Genomic DNA, 14,443 nt, shown 5'->3' with positions numbered 1-14,443 from the left:
ACGCCGCTCAGACGTCCAGGAGCCAGCGGGCCCCGCCCATCAGGGAGCAGAGCGAGACGGCGTGGAAGAGGAAGAGCCACATGCCCGCCGGAACGTGCGTGAGCCGGGAGAGCTGGTCCGCGTCCGAGTCGCCCGCGCCCCCGCGCCTGCGCTTGGACTGCAGCTCGAAGGCGGGACGCACACCTCCCAGGAGCAGGAACCACACCACCGCGTACGCGAACGCCGCCTGCACGTCCGTGGTAGCCAGCCAGGAGACCACCAGGAACGTGCCGCCGGTGAGGATCACCGTCAGGGCGCCGTACGCGTTGCGGATCATCACCAGCATCACGACGAGCAGGGCCGTCGCGATCCACAGGAACGCCGTGATGCGTCCCGAGTCGAGCAGCGCCGCGCCGCCGAGGCCGAGCAGCGGGGGAGCGGTGTAGCCGGCGGCCGCGGTGAGGATCATGCCGAGGCCGGTGGGCTTGCCGCGCGAGACGGTCAGGCCGGAGGTGTCCGAGTGCAGCCGGATGCCGTCGAGGCGCCGCCCGGTGAGGAGCGCGACCAGGCCGTGGCCGCCCTCGTGCGCGATGGTGATCGCGTTGCGGGCGAGGCGCCATATGTTGTGCGGCACGACGACCGCGAGGGCCACGACGCCCGCCGCGATCACCAGCCACTGCTCGGGCGCGGCCTGTGTGCCGAAGACGCGGTCCCAGAGGTCGGTCAGGCTGGCGTTGGCGGTGCTTTCCATTTCCAGGGCCATTGGCTGGACCGGCTCCTCTGGTCGTACGGGGTCTGGCAGTCTGGCACGTATGTGCGGACGGTATGCATCCAGTCGTGGGCCCGAGGATCTCGCGGGAATCTTCGAGATCGAGAAGTGGGAGCCGGAGGAGGCGCTCGCCCCCGATTTCAACGTGGCTCCCACGAAGGAGGTCTACGCGGTTCTGGACCGTCCTCTGAAAGACGCCGAGGACCCCTCTCCGGTTCGCCAGCTGCGCACCCTGAAGTGGGGACTCGTGCCGTCCTGGTCCAAGACGCCCGAGGGCGGCGCCCGGATGATCAACGCCCGCGCGGAGACCGTGCACGAGAAGCCCTCCTACAGGCGTGCCTTCACCTCCCGCCGCTGCGTCATCCCGGCCGACGGCTATTACGAGTGGGTGACCGCGCCCGAGGAGCGGCAGCTGGAGGTCGAGGGCAAGAAGAAGCGGCCGCGCAAGCAGCCCTACTTCGTGACGCCCGCCGACGGCTCGGTCTTCGCCATGGCGGGGCTCTACGAATTCTGGCGGGACAAGACCCTGCCCGACGAGCACCCCCTCGCCTGGTGGGTGACGTGCACGGTGATCACCACGGAGGCGGAGACCGCGCCGCTCGCCGTCGCTCCCGACGAGGGCCCGCGCTCGCTCGCGGACATCCACCCGCGCATGCCGCTCATGCTGACGCCGGACCGCTGGGACGCCTGGCTCGACCCGTCCCGCACGGACGTCGAGGACCTGCGCACCCTCCTGGAGCCGCCGCCGCACGGACTGATGCGGGCCTTCCCGGTGTCCACCGCCGTCAGCAACGTCCGCAACAACGGCCCGGAGCTGCTGAAGGAGCTGGACGGCCCCGAAGAGGGCACACTCTTCTGACGTGACCCAGTACGTGACCAAGGACGCACCGAAGAGCGAGATCATCCCGACCGACGCCGGTGAGGCGCGCATCACCTGGCACCCGGCCCCCGCCGGGAGCGCCCGCCTGTTGCTGGCCGTCAGCCACGGCGCGGGCGGCGGCATCGAGGCCCGCGACCTCCAGGCCCTCGCGGCCGCGCTGCCCGCGCACGGCGTGAGCGTCGCCCTCGTCGAGCAGCCCTGGCGCGTCGCGGGCAAGAAGCTCGCGCCCGCGCCGAAGACCCTGGACACGGGGTGGCGCGGCATCTGGCCCGCGCTAAAGAAGCAGGGACTGCCGGTGATCTCGGGCGGCCGCAGCGCCGGTGCCCGTGTCGCCTGTCGCACCGCCACCGAGCTGGGCGCCGCCGCCGTGCTCGCCCTCAGCTTCCCGCTGCACCCCCCGGGCAAGCCCGAGAAGTCCCGCGCCGACGAACTGCTCGGCGCCGGCGTGCCCACGCTCGTCGTGCAGGGCGGCAACGACCCGTTCGGGAAGCCCGCCGAGTTCCCCGACGGCACGTACGAACTGGTGGAGATCCCGTTCGGCGACCACGGATTCGCTGTGCCCAAGCGCGTCGACATCGGGCAGGACGAGGCCGTGAAGCGCATCACGGACGGAGTCATCCGTTGGGCGGGAATGTTGGACGCGTGACCTCTGTTGTGGCGGACAGACGGTAAACGCCGTCGACAGCTGTTCGTACGAGAGGGAGTCCGCCGCATGGGTTCGACCATCTGCCCGAACCGCTCCAGCGCCGCTGACCTGGAGTGGACGGTGCTGAGCGCACCCAAAACCGCATCTATTCGGGCGGCGCGGGGTGCGGGTCGTCGTCTATCCTCCGATTCGAGTGGGGCTGCTTTCGGCCTCACCACGTCGTTGGAGGAGGTGGGTCCGGTCACTGGGACCGACGCAGGGACCGAGCACGGCCAGGCGGAGCAGCCCCGAGAGAGTTCGGAGAAGTCCGAGACGGCCGCGGAGCGCACGGCCCGCTTCGAGCGGGACGCGCTGACGTTCCTCGACCAGATGTACTCGGCGGCGCTGCGCATGACGCGCAACCCGGCGGACGCGGAGGACCTGGTGCAGGAGACGTACGCGAAGGCGTACGCGTCGTTCCACCAGTTCCGCGAGGGCACGAACCTCAAGGCGTGGCTGTACCGCATCCTCACCAACACGTTCATCAACTCGTACCGCAAGAAGCAGCGCGAGCCCCAGCGCAGTGCCGCCGAGGAGATCGAGGACTGGCAGCTGGCACGCGCCGAGTCGCACATGTCCACCGGTCTGCGCTCGGCCGAGTCGCAGGCGCTGGACCACCTGCCCGACACGGACGTGAAGCGGGCGCTGCAGGCGATCCCCGAGGAATTCCGCATCGCCGTCTATCTGGCCGACGTAGAGGGCTTTGCGTACAAGGAGATCGCGGACATTATGGGGACACCCATCGGTACGGTGATGTCCCGACTGCACCGGGGCCGCCGCCAACTGCGCGGCATGCTGGAGGACTACGCCCGTGAGCGCGGGCTCGTCCCGGCGGGTGCCGGGGAGTCGAACGGAACGAAAGGCTCGGGCTCATGAGCTGCGGAGAGCCGCACGAGACTGACTGCAGTGAAGTCCTGGACCATCTCTACGAGTTCCTCGACCACGAGATGCCGGACAGCGACTGCACCAAGTTCGAGACGCACTTCGAGGAGTGCTCTCCGTGCCTGGAGAAGTACGGCCTGGAGCAGGCGGTCAAGAAGCTGGTCAAGCGCTGCTGCGGCCAGGACGACGTACCCGTCGACCTGCGGGCCAAGGTGATGGGCCGCATCGACCTCATCCGCTCCGGGCAGGCCGTGCCCGAGCAGGACATCACGCAGGACACCACGGCTGCATCCGAGGCCTGAGCTCTCGGAAGCTCCGCGCGGCCCGCTCTCCCCTCCCGTCACTCGAACGTGCTAATTAACGACGGCCGGGCGCTGGCAGGGAGAGCGCCGTTCTAGTCTCCGGACCGGAACGGGGAGGAGAACTCCATGCGGTCGGTGCCGGTGCGGGCCCGCGTCTACATCCTGTGCGTCGCCCTGGCCGGCGTGGCCTGTGCCGCGCCCGCCCCCGGCGCGCGCCCCTCCTGGCCCGCCGTCGCACTCCTCGCCGTCCTCTACGCCGGGTGCGAGCAGATCACCCGATGCCGCGTCGTCGGCGGGCACGCTCCGCGCGGGCTCGGCACCTTCTTTCCCGTGCTGCTGGCCGGAGTGTTCCTGCTCCCGCCGTCCGCCGCCGCGCTCGTCGCCGTGCCGGGCGCGCTGCTCGCCCGGATCGACCGGGAGCCCCGGTGGGTGCGTCGGCTGTGGCGCGCCTCCCAACTCGCCCTGGCCGCCTGGGCGTCCGCGCGCGTGTACGCGGTGCTCGGCGGCCCCGCGGCGGGCGCGGGGCCCGACTTCCCGCACGTCCTCGGGCCCGCGGGGGCGGCCGTGCTCGCCTTCTCCGCCGTGCTCACCGTGCTGGACGGCGGCGTCCTCGTGACCGCCGAACGCGTCCCCGCCCGGACCGCCTGGCGCGGGCTCTTCCTGCGCTCGCTCGCGCCCGTCACCGTGCACGGACTGGCCGGCCTGATGATGGCGGTGCTCTGGACCAGTCCGTACGGCCCGGCGGCCGCGCTCCTCGTGCTCCTGCCGATGGGCGTCTCCTGCTGGGCCTTCGCGCAGTACCACCGCGAGCGCGCCGCCCACCAGGCCACCATCCGGGCGCTCGTGCAGGCCGTCGACCTCAAGGACAAGTACACCCGCGGGCACAGCGAGCGCGTCGGCCGCGCCTCCGTGCTGATCGCCCGCGAACTGGGCATGGACGACGACCGCGTCGAGGTCCTCCGGTTCGCCGGGATCCTGCACGACGTCGGCAAACTCGGCGTCCCCACCAGGCTGTTGCGCAAGGACGGACCACTGACGCCGGAGGAGCGGCGCATCATCGAGCTCCATCCCGAGTACGGCCACGAGATGGTGCGCGGCATCGGGTTCCTGGGCGAGGCGCGTGCCGCGATCCTCCACCACCACGAGCGCATGGACGGCGGCGGCTACCCCTACGGCCTCACCGGGCCGCAGATCCCCGAGTGCGCGCGGGTGGTGGCGGTCGCCGACGCCTTCGACGCCATGACGTCCACCCGCTCCTACCGGCGGGCCAGGCCCGTCGAGGCGGCCGTGGCCGAGCTCAACCGGTGCGCGGGCGCGCACTTCGACCCCGTGATGGTCGGCGCGCTCACCCGCGCCCTCGACCGGTACGGATGGCATCCCGAGGTCACGGCGGATGTGCCGGAGCAGGGCGCGCCGGAGCAGGGTGCGCCCGTGCCGCCGCCGGTCCTGCCGTCACCGGCGCCCGCACCCGCGCCCGCCGCCGTGCGCCCGGGGGCCCGGTGAGGCGGCGCTCGCGGCTGCCCGGAGCGGTCGCCTGCCTGGCCGGGCTGCTCGCCTGCGCCTCCCTCGTCTGGACCCTCTGGCACGGCGTGACCGAGGGCCGGGCCGCCCTCGCCTTCGGCGTCCTGATGGCCCTCGGCGAGCTGGCCCGGTGGGGGAGCGGCGGAGACAGGGAGCCCGCCCCGCTCGGCGCCGCGGGGGCCCTCGCGTACGCCCTGCTCGGCGAGAACGCAGGGCACGCCACGCACCACGGGGTGCTGCAGGTGCTCGCCGTGGTCGTCGCGGCCGGCCTCGTCGGCGCGGTGCCGAACGTGGCGCTCGGCCGCGGCCCCACCCTCGACCAGACGGCGCGCCGCGTGCTGACCGTCGGGTTCGCCGCCGCGTGCTTCCAACCCCTCTACAACGCGGGCAAGTTCGGGGAGTGGGTGGGGCACGGGCCGTACTTCGCGTTCGTCATCGTCGCCCTGCTCGTCCTCACCGCGCTCTGCGACGCCGTCCTCGCCGCCGTGACCGCGCACGCCCGCACCCGGTGGCCGTTCGGGCCGCTGCTGCGGGAGGAGCTGCGGGCGATGCTCGGCATCGGCTCCGCCGTCTGCGCGAGCGGCGCCGTGATGGCGCTCGCGGTGGCCGTGGCGGGGCTCTGGGCGCTGCCCGTCTTCAGCCTTCCGCTGCTGCTCACCCAGCTCTCCTTCCGGCGGTACGCGGCGGTGCGCGCCACCTACCGGCAGACCATCGCGTCCCTGGCCAGGGCCACCGAGATCGCCGGATACACCCCGCAGGGCCACGCGCACCGCGTGGCCGGGCTCAGCCGGGCCGTCGGGCGTGACCTCGGTCTCTGCGAGTCGGACCTCACCGTCCTTGAGCACGCGGCGCTCATGCACGACATCGGGCAGCTCTCCCTGGTCGACCCCGTCCCCGAGGGGGCCACCCTCGCGCTCCCCGAGGCGGAGCAGCGCCGAATAGCCCTGCTCGGCGGCGCCGTCGTCCGCCAGACCGGGGTGGACGCCGCCGTCGCCGTCGTCGTGGAGCGGCAGGCCGACCCGTACCGCGAACAGCCGCTCACCGCACGTATTGTGCGGACGGCGAACGCGTACGACGAGATGGCGCGGGGAGAAGGACCCTCAGGGGCGCTGGACGGACCGCTCAAGGCCCTGGAGCGGCTCCGCCTGGCAACGGGCCACGACTACCAGCCGGAGGTCGTGGAGTCCCTGGCGCGCGTCCTGTCGAGGGACGGGCTCACCCATGGCCTTACCTTGCGTCGGGCTGGGTAACCCATGGGTAATGAGCGGCCGTCCGACCGTCCGTGGTTGGATGCGAAGAAGACAGGAAATGGGGCGCACGGGGGTACGGCCCCCGACGCCGCGCCCCGACGACGAGCGACCTACGGAATACGTGGCAGGCGGGAATCAGGCGGGAATCGTGAGGATCTTCGGCAAGGGACGGCACCGGCCCTCCGCCTCATGGCGGCAGGCGACCGACCGCGCGTTCACGCTGATCGGCGACGGCCGGTACGAGGACGCGGGAGCGCTGCTCACGCGTGCGGCGGATCTCGAACCCTGGCTGTCCGAGTCCTGGTTCAACCTGGCGCTGCTGCACAAGTTCCGGCACGACTGGGAGCAGGCGCGGGCCGCCGGGCTGCGCGCCGTCGCGCTCCTTGACCGGTCCGCGGGCGCCCCCGACTGGTGGAACGTCGGCATCGCGGCGACCGCGCTCCAGGACTGGCCGCTGGCCCGCCGCGCCTGGCAGGCGTACGGCCTGCGGGTGCCGGGCGGTGTGGCCGCCTCGGGCGAGCCGACGGGCATGGAGCTGGGCAGCGCGGCCGTGCGGCTCTCCCCGGAGGGGGAGGCCGAGGTCGTGTGGGGCCGCCGTCTGGACCCGGCCCGGATGGAGGTCCTGTCCATTCCGCTGCCGTCCTCCGGGCGCCGCTGGGGCGAGGTCGTGCTGCACGACGGCGTCCCGCACGGCGAGCGGACGACGGGCGACGGGCACTCGTACCCCGTCTTCGACGAGATCGAGCTGTGGGCGCCCTCACCGGTGCCGACGTGGGTGGTCCTCCTGGAGGCCGCCACCGAGGACGACAGGGACGCCCTGGAGCGGCTGGCGGCCGACGCCGGCTTCGCCGCGGAGGACTGGTCGTCGTCCGTGCGGCTGCTCTGCCGGATGTGTTCCGAGTCCCGCATGCCGAGCGACGAGGGCGACGGCGAGCACCTGGACCCGCACGACCACAGCGAGCCGGGCCACCCGGGCCCGCTCGGTCACCGCAGCCCGGGCGCGCTCTGGGTGCCGGAGCGCGAGTGCGGCCTGGCGGCTCCCGCGGGCCTGGTGCGCGGCCTCCTCGACGGCTGGGTGGCGGACAGCCCGGATTCCCGTGACTGGCGGGATCTCGAAGAGGTCTGCTGACACTTCGCCGTAGGCTGTACCGGCACAAACTCTTGAGGGTTTCAAGGAAGGCGTACGGCGGACATGGCGCAGGACACTGAGCAGCAGTACTCGAACGGGGTGCTCCCCGTCGACGACGAGGGCTTCGTCATCGACACCGAGGACTGCGAGGAGCGGGAGACGGCCTACCGCGAGCGCGGCACGTCCCGGCCGATCACGGTCGTCGGCAACCCGGTGCTGCACAAGGAGTGCAAGGACGTCACGGCCTTCGACGACGACCTCGCCAAGCTGGTCGACGACATGTTCGCGACCCAGCGCGTCGCTCAGGGCGTGGGCGTTGCCGCCAACCAGGTCGGCGTCGACCTGAAGGTGTTCGTCTACGACTGCATGGATGACGACGGCGTTCGCCACGTCGGTGTGATCTGCAACCCGGTGCTCCAGGACCTGCCCGCCGACAAGCGCCGCCTGGACGACTCGGGCGAGGGCTGCCTCTCGGTCCCGACCGCGTACGCGCCGCTGGCCCGCCCGGACTACGCCGAGGTGACCGGCCAGGACGCGAAGGGCAACCCCATCAAGGTGCGCGGCACGGGTTACTTCGCGCGCTGCCTCCAGCACGAGACGGACCACCTGCACGGGTACCTGTACATCGACCGCCTCTCCAAGAGGGAGCGCAAGGACGCACTGCGGCAGATGGAAGAAGGCACCCCGCGCTACCCCGTGGTGGACAACGGCTGACTCCCGCGGCGCCCGAGGGGCGCGGGAACCGCGTGACGCGAGCGGCCCCTGGTGCAGGAACTCTCTCCTGACCAGGGGCCGTTGGCGTAGCCGCTCGTGTGTGCGAGCAAAACAAGCTGCCAGTGATCCATATTCAGTCACGTAAGGGGATGTTCTCGGCACCCTGGGGTAGTGAATGGCGCAAATCTGTTCCCTGAACGGTCAGTTGTGGTGCTGAATGGAAAGCGCGGGGATACGCAACGGCGCGCGCCCGGTACGGCGGGAGGGGCGCGTGTCCTCAGGCGGCTGAAAGGGGTTTGTTCGTGCGTGCATATTCCGGGAGCACTTCACATACGCATCCGCACACGCGGCCACGTTCACGCGTGGTATCAGTGCCGCGGGCACTGGCCGTTCCGATGATCGAAGCAGCGTTCCCTCGCCGTCTGCATCCGTATTGGCCAAAGCTTCAGGAGAAGTCCAGGACCTGGCTGCGAGAAATGCGGCTCATGCCTCCGGACAAGGTCGAGCGGTACGCGGACAGCCTCTGCTACACGGATCTGGTGGCGGGGTACTACATTGGCGCGCCCGACGAGTTGTTGACCGCGATAGCGGACCTCAGCAGCTGGTTCTTCGCGTGGGACGACCGGCACGACAGGGACTCCGTGCACGGCCGGGAGGCCCAGTGGCGCCAGCTCTGCCGGGGCCTGCACGCCACGCTCAACGAGCCCCGGCAGTACCGGCACCACAGGGACCCGTTGGTCGCGGGGTTCGCGGACTGCGTGCTGCGTCTGTACTCGTTCCTCGGTCCCAGCTGGAACGCCAGGTTCGCCCGGCACTTCCACCCGGTGATCGACGCGTACGACCAGGAGTTCAGGAACCGGCGCTGCGGCACCGTGCCGACCGTCGAGGCGTACATAGAGCTGCGCCGGCTCACGTTCGCGCACTGGGCGTGGATCGACCTCCTGGAACCCACGGCGCGCCACGAGTTGCCGGACCCGGTGCGCAAGCACCCCGCCTACCGTCGTGCGGCACGGGCGACCCAGGATTTCTCGGCCTGGTACAACGACTTGTGCTCCCTCCCGAAAGAGCTCGCTGGGGACGAACTGCACAATCTCGGGATCAGCCTCATTCAGCACGAGGGAATGACGCTGGAAGAAGCGGTGCGCGAAGTGCACAGGCGTGTCACCGAATGCGTCAAGGAATTCGTCGAAGCAGAGCGCGAAGTACTGCTGTTCGCGGATGAATTGGCGGAAGGCGAAGACGGCGACGCGGAACTCGCGGACGCGGTGAAATCATGCGTCTTCAACATGCGGAACTGGTTCTCGTCCGTCTACTGGTTCCATCACGAATCCGGCCGCTATCGGGTGGACAGCTGGGACGACAGGTCCGTGCCCCCGTATGTGACGGAAGAAGCCCTGGCGGAAAACGAACTGGTAGGTGAGGAATGAGCGTCGAATCCGCGATACCCGCCCCTTCCGCGTCGGGCCCCGGTCCGCTGCGCACCCCGCCCCTCGTCCGCGGCGGCGCCCCGCTCCTCGGCCACGCATGGAACCTGGTGCGCGACCCGCTCGGCTTCCTCTCGGCCCTGCGTGACCATGGAGATCTCGTCAGGATCAGGCTGGGACCCAGGACCGCGTACGTCGTGTGCGATCCGGAACTGGTCGGCGCCATGCTCAAGAACCCCGAGTACATCGTCGGCGGGCCGCTCTGGGACACCCTGGAGGTGCTCCTCGGGAAGGGTGTGGCGACCAGCAACGGCAAGCTGCACCGGCGCCAGCGCCGCATGATGCAGCCCGCGTTCCGGCCCGAGCGCATCGCCGACTACGCCAGGGTGATGGAGGAGGAGGCCCGCGCCACGGCCGCCCGCTGGCAGCCGGGCGCCACCGTCGACGTGAGCGCCGAGATGTTCCGCACGGCCGTGCGCATCGTCTCGCGCTCGCTCCTGGAGGTCGACTCGATACGGGACAAGGCGGACCGGATCGCCGACTCGCTGCACACCGTCTTCGACGGGCTCTACCGCAGGATGGTGCTCTCGGTCGGCCCGCTCCACCGCGTGCCGACCCCCGCCAACCGGCGGTTCGAGAGCGCGCTCGCCGACCTGCACACCCTCGTCGACGAGATCATCGCGGAGCGGCGCGCGACCGGCCCTGGCGCGCCGGACGACCTGCTCGCCGAATTGCTGCGGGCCAGGGACGAGAGCGGGGAGCCCATCGCCGACCAGGAGATCCACGACAACGTGGTTTCGCTCGTCGTGGCGGGCGCGGAGAATGTGGCGTCGACGCTGGCGTGGGCGTTCCATCTCCTGACCGAACACCCGGAGCAGGAAAGGCGGTTGGTTGAAGAGGTAAATTCCGTGGCCCCGGATCGGGCGATCACATTCGGCGATCTCAAGGACCTGCCGCACCTCCGCAATGTCGTGACCGAGGCGATGCGGATACGGCCGGCCGCCTGGATATTCACGCGCCGGTCCGTGGCCGAAACCGATCTGGGCGGCTATTCGATTCCGGCGGACGCCGACATCGTCTACAGCGTGTACGCGATGCAGCGCGACCCGCGTTCCTTCGAGCGGAACCTTGAGTTCGACCCCGACCGGTGGAATCCGGAACGCGCCGCGGACGTACCGGAGTTCGCGATGATGCCGTTCAGCGTCGGCAACAGGAAGTGCCCCGGCGACCACTTCAGCCTGGCAGAACTCGCCCTGATCCTCGGGACGGTGGCCCCGAAGTGGCGGCTGCGGCCCGTCGAGGAGACCGACGCCCGCACCCAGGTCGGCATCACCCTGCACCCCAAGCGGCTCGTCCTGCGGGCCACACCGCGCTGACCCGCCGGTGTGCCCGCCGCCGTCCCGCGGGACGGCGGCGGGCACACCGGGGCGCGTCTAGAACTCGTCGTCGAACGAGACCGAACCCTCGACGGCGACCTGGTAGGCCGAGGGCCGCCGCTCGAAGAAGTTGGTCAGCTCCTGGACGCCCTGGAGCTCCATGAAGGAGAAGGGGTTCTCGGAGCCGTACACCGGGGCGAAGCCCAGGCGCTGCAGGCGCTGGTCGGCGACGCACTGCAGGTACTCGCGCATCGAGTCGGTGTTCATGCCGGGCAGGCCGTCGCCGCACAGGTCGCGGGCGAACTGCAGCTCGGCCTCGACGGCCTCCTTCAGCATGTCCGTGACCTGCTGCTGAAGCGCGTCGTCGAAGAGCTCCGGCTCCTCCTTGCGGACCGTGTCGACCACGTCGAAGGCGAAGCTCATGTGCATCGTCTCGTCGCGGAACACCCAGTTCGTGCCGGTCGCCAGGCCGTGCAGCAGGCCGCGGCTGCGGAACCAGTAGACGTACGCGAAGGCACCGTAGAAGAACAGGCCCTCGATGCACGCGGCGAAGCAGATGAGGTTGAGCAGGAAGCGGCGGCGGTCGGCCTGCGTCTCCAGGCGCTCCAGCTTCTCGACCGAGTCCATCCACTTGAAGCAGAACTCGGCCTTCTCACGGATCGAGGGGATCTCCTCGACCGCGTCGAAGGCCGCCGCGCGGTCCTCCGGGTCGGGCAGGTAGGTGTCGAGCAGCGTCAGATAGAACTGGACGTGCACGGCCTCCTCGAAGAGCTGACGGCTCAGATACAGCCGCGCCTCGGGGGAGTTGATGTGCTTGTACAGGGTGAGCACGAGGTTGTTCGAGACGATCGAGTCGCCGGTCGCGAAGAACGCGACGAGGCGGCCGATCATGTGCTGCTCGCCGGGGCTGAGCTTGGCGAGGTCGGCGACGTCGGAGTGGAGGTCGACCTCCTCGACGGTCCAGGTGTTCTTGATGGCGTCCCGGTAGCGCTCGTAGAAGTCCGGGTAGCGCATGGGACGCAGGGTCAGTTCGAAGCCCGGGTCGAGCAGGTTCTTCTCGGAGTTGGTGGTGCTGGACATTACTGGCAGGCCTCGCAGGACTCGGGGTTTTCCAGGGAGCAGGCGACGGCGTCTTCGGCCGTGACCTGGGCGGGGACGGGAGCGGTGGCCGCGGCGTTCGAGCCGCCGGCGGCGCGGGCGATGCGCGTCGCGGGACGGGAGCGCAGGTAGTACGTGGTCTTCAGGCCGCGCTGCCAGGCGTACGCGTACATCGAGGAGAGCTTGCCGATGGTCGGCGTCTCCAGGAACAGGTTCAGCGACTGCGCCTGGTCGAGGAACGGGGTGCGGTCGGCGGCCATGTCGATCAGGCCGCGCTGCGGGATCTCCCACGCGGTGCGGTACAGCGCGCGGACGTCCGCGGGCACCCAGGCGAGATCCTGCACCGAGCCGTTGGCCTCGCGCAGCGCCTCACGGGTCTTGGCGTCCCACAGACCGAGCCGCTTCAGCTCGTCCACCAGGTAGGCGTTGACCTGGAGGAACTCGCCGGACAGCGTCTCGCGCTTGAACAGGTTGGAGACCTGCGGCTCGATGCACTCGTACACACCGGCGATGGAGGCGATGGTCGCGGTCGGCGCGATGGCGAGCAACAGCGAGTTGCGCATGCCGGTCGCGGCGATGCGCTCCCGCAGCGCCGCCCAGCGCTCCGGCCACGTCAGCTCGACGCCGTAGTGGTCGGGGTGCAGCACACCACGCGCGGTACGGGTCTTCTCCCAGGCCGGGAGCGGTCCGTGGCGCTCGGCGAGGTCGGCGGAGGCCTCGTACGACGCGAGCATGATGCGCTCGGCGATGCGCGTGGAGAGGGCGCGCGCCTCGGGGGAGTCGAAGGCCAGCTTGAGCTGGAAGAAGACGTCCTGCAGGCCCATCGCGCCGAGGCCCACCGGGCGCCACTTGGCGTTGGAGCGCCCGGCCTGCTCGGTCGGGTAGAAGTTGATGTCGACGACGCGGTCGAGGAAGGTGACGGCCGTGCGCACGGTCTCGTCCAGGCGCTCCCAGTCGATGTCGCCGTTCTCGACGAACGCGCCGAGGTTCACCGAGCCGAGGTTGCAGACGGCGGTCTCCCCGTCGTCCGTCACCTCCAGGATCTCCGTGCAGAGGTTGGAGGAGTGGACGGTGTGGCCGCGCTCCGCCGTCTGGTTGGCGGTGCGGTTGGCGGCGTCCTTGAAGGTCATCCAGCCGTTGCCGGTCTGCGCGAGGGTGCGCATCATGCGGCCGTACAGGTCCCGGGCCGACATCTTCTTCTTCGCGAGCCCCGCGGCCTCGGCCTCGCGGTAGGCGGCGTCGAACTCCTCGCCCCACAGGTCGACGAGCTCGGGCACGTCGGAGGGCGAGAACAGCGACCATTCCTGGTCGGCGGCGACCCGGCGCATGAACTCGTCGGGGATCCAGTGCGCCAGGTTCAGGTTGTGCGTGCGGCGCGCGTCCTCACCGGTGTTGTCGCGCAGCTCCAGGAACTCCTCGATGTCGGAGTGCCAGGTCTCCAGGTAGACCGCGGCCGCGCCCTTGCGGCGGCCGCCCTGGTTCACGGCGGCGACCGAGGCGTCCAGCGTCTTCAGGAACGGCACGATGCCGTTGGAGTGCCCGTTCGTGCCGCGGATCAGCGAGCCGCGGGAGCGGATGCGGGAGTACGAGAGTCCGATGCCGCCCGCGTGCTTGGAGAGCCGTGCGACCTGGTGGTAGCGGTCGTAGATGGAGTCGAGCTCGTCCTGCGGGGAGTCGAGGAGGTAGCAGGACGACATCTGCGGGTGGCGGGTGCCCGAGTTGAAGAGGGTCGGCGAGGACGGCAGGTAGTCCAGGCGGCTCATCAGGCCGTACAGCGCGGCGACCTCGTCGAGCGCGCGGGCGCTTCCGTCCTCCGCCAGGCCGGAAGCCACCCGCAGCATGAAGTGCTGCGGGGTCTCGATGACCCGGCGCGTGATCGGGTGGCGCAGCAGGTAGCGGCTGTGCAGGGTGCGCAGGCCGAAGTAGCCGAAGCGGAAGTCGGCGCCGTCGGCGAGCGCGGCGTCCACGAGCGCGTCGAGGCGGGCCGCGTGGGCGCCCACGAAGTCGGCGGTGCGGTCGGCGATCAGGCCTTCGCGGTGGCCGACGGCGATCGACTCGGTGAAGGAGCGCACGCCCTGCGAGGCGGCCTCGGCGGCGATGGAGAGGGTGAGCAGCCGGGCGGCGAGCCGGGAGTACTCCGGGTCCTCCGAGATGAGCCCCGCGGCCGCCTCGGTGGCGAGCTCCCGCAGCTCCGCCTCGTCGGCCCGGGCCGAACGGCCGCGCAGCGCGGCGGCGGCGACCCGGCCGGGGTCGGCGTCGGGGAGATCGGCGGTGAGGTCGGTCAGGGTGCGCAGCAGCGCGATCCCCGGCGCGTCGGTGCCCGCGGTGCTCTCGGCGGTCGGCGGTGACGGCGCTGTCGCAGGTTCGGCAGGCGCGATGGTCACGTGGAGCTCTCCCTCGCTCGGCTCTGGGCCTGGGGAGGGGATGGCACACA

13 protein-coding genes are annotated in these 14,443 nt (G+C 70.8%); 10 read left to right on the top strand and 3 right to left on the bottom strand.

What is annotated here, in order from left to right; all coding sequences use genetic code 11:
• Positions 1 to 7: 7 nt before the first annotated feature.
• Positions 8 to 730 (bottom strand): M50 family metallopeptidase, encoded by a 723-nt coding sequence (locus DEJ48_RS13080; RefSeq protein ID WP_150221156.1) that lies wholly within the window; start codon positions 728 to 730, stop codon positions 8 to 10.
• Positions 731 to 791: 61 nt separating this feature from the next.
• Between DEJ48_RS13080 and DEJ48_RS13075 the strand changes: the two genes are divergently transcribed.
• From DEJ48_RS13075 to DEJ48_RS13030, 10 genes are all read left to right on the top strand, one after another.
• Positions 792 to 1,607, top strand: coding sequence for an SOS response-associated peptidase (locus tag DEJ48_RS13075; RefSeq protein ID WP_150216285.1), 816 nt, complete (start codon positions 792 to 794; stop codon positions 1,605 to 1,607).
• Between the two features lies 1 nt (position 1,608).
• Positions 1,609 to 2,274 carry an alpha/beta family hydrolase gene (locus tag DEJ48_RS13070; RefSeq protein WP_223832021.1) on the top strand — a complete coding sequence of 222 codons (666 nt, stop codon included), beginning with the start codon at positions 1,609 to 1,611 and terminating at the stop codon, positions 2,272 to 2,274.
• 231 nt (positions 2,275 to 2,505) lie between these two features.
• Positions 2,506 to 3,189: a sigma-70 family RNA polymerase sigma factor gene (locus DEJ48_RS13065; RefSeq protein ID WP_055563701.1), complete on the top strand. Its 684-nt coding sequence runs from the start codon at positions 2,506 to 2,508 to the stop codon at positions 3,187 to 3,189.
• The gene (rsrA, locus tag DEJ48_RS13060) at positions 3,186 to 3,497 is read left to right on the top strand and encodes a mycothiol system anti-sigma-R factor (RefSeq protein ID WP_150216284.1); all 312 of its coding nucleotides are present in this window, start codon (positions 3,186 to 3,188) and stop codon (positions 3,495 to 3,497) included. Before DEJ48_RS13065 ends, rsrA begins: the two co-directional genes overlap by 4 nt.
• A gap of 126 nt (positions 3,498 to 3,623) precedes the next feature.
• Positions 3,624 to 5,000, top strand: a complete 1,377-nt coding sequence (locus DEJ48_RS13055; RefSeq protein WP_150216283.1) for an HD-GYP domain-containing protein — start codon at positions 3,624 to 3,626, stop codon at positions 4,998 to 5,000.
• Positions 4,997 to 6,268 (top strand): HD-GYP domain-containing protein, encoded by a 1,272-nt coding sequence (locus tag DEJ48_RS13050; protein ID WP_223832020.1) that lies wholly within the window; start codon positions 4,997 to 4,999, stop codon positions 6,266 to 6,268. Before DEJ48_RS13055 ends, DEJ48_RS13050 begins: the two co-directional genes overlap by 4 nt.
• Before the next feature lie 148 nt (positions 6,269 to 6,416).
• The gene (locus DEJ48_RS13045) at positions 6,417 to 7,397 is read left to right on the top strand and encodes a tetratricopeptide repeat protein (RefSeq protein WP_150216282.1); all 981 of its coding nucleotides are present in this window, start codon (positions 6,417 to 6,419) and stop codon (positions 7,395 to 7,397) included.
• Between the two features lie 63 nt (positions 7,398 to 7,460).
• Positions 7,461 to 8,111 carry a peptide deformylase gene (def, locus tag DEJ48_RS13040; protein ID WP_150216281.1) on the top strand — a complete coding sequence of 217 codons (651 nt, stop codon included), beginning with the start codon at positions 7,461 to 7,463 and terminating at the stop codon, positions 8,109 to 8,111.
• A gap of 395 nt (positions 8,112 to 8,506) precedes the next feature.
• A complete protein-coding gene (locus DEJ48_RS13035) occupies positions 8,507 to 9,538 on the top strand; it encodes a terpene synthase family protein (RefSeq protein WP_223832467.1) in 1,032 nt (343 codons plus the stop codon).
• On the top strand, positions 9,535 to 10,911 hold the full coding sequence (locus DEJ48_RS13030; protein ID WP_150216280.1) for a cytochrome P450: 1,377 nt from the start codon (positions 9,535 to 9,537) through the stop codon (positions 10,909 to 10,911). Before DEJ48_RS13035 ends, DEJ48_RS13030 begins: the two co-directional genes overlap by 4 nt.
• Positions 10,912 to 10,968: 57 nt before the next feature.
• On the opposite strand, the gene DEJ48_RS13025 is transcribed toward DEJ48_RS13030, so the two are convergent.
• Together DEJ48_RS13025 and DEJ48_RS13020 are read right to left on the bottom strand one after the other, a co-directional pair.
• A complete protein-coding gene (locus DEJ48_RS13025) occupies positions 10,969 to 11,991 on the bottom strand; it encodes a ribonucleotide-diphosphate reductase subunit beta (RefSeq protein ID WP_055563708.1) in 1,023 nt (340 codons plus the stop codon).
• Complete coding sequence (locus DEJ48_RS13020; RefSeq protein ID WP_150216279.1) at positions 11,991 to 14,393, bottom strand: ribonucleoside-diphosphate reductase subunit alpha; 2,403 nt, start codon at positions 14,391 to 14,393, stop codon at positions 11,991 to 11,993. The genes DEJ48_RS13025 and DEJ48_RS13020 overlap by 1 nt, the downstream gene beginning before the upstream one ends.
• Between the last annotated feature and the right edge of the window lie 50 nt (positions 14,394 to 14,443).

Source organism: Streptomyces venezuelae, assembly GCF_008642315.1.
GTDB lineage: Bacteria > Actinomycetota > Actinomycetes > Streptomycetales > Streptomycetaceae > Streptomyces > Streptomyces venezuelae_D.
This window is presented reverse-complemented; position numbering and strand designations above follow the sequence as displayed.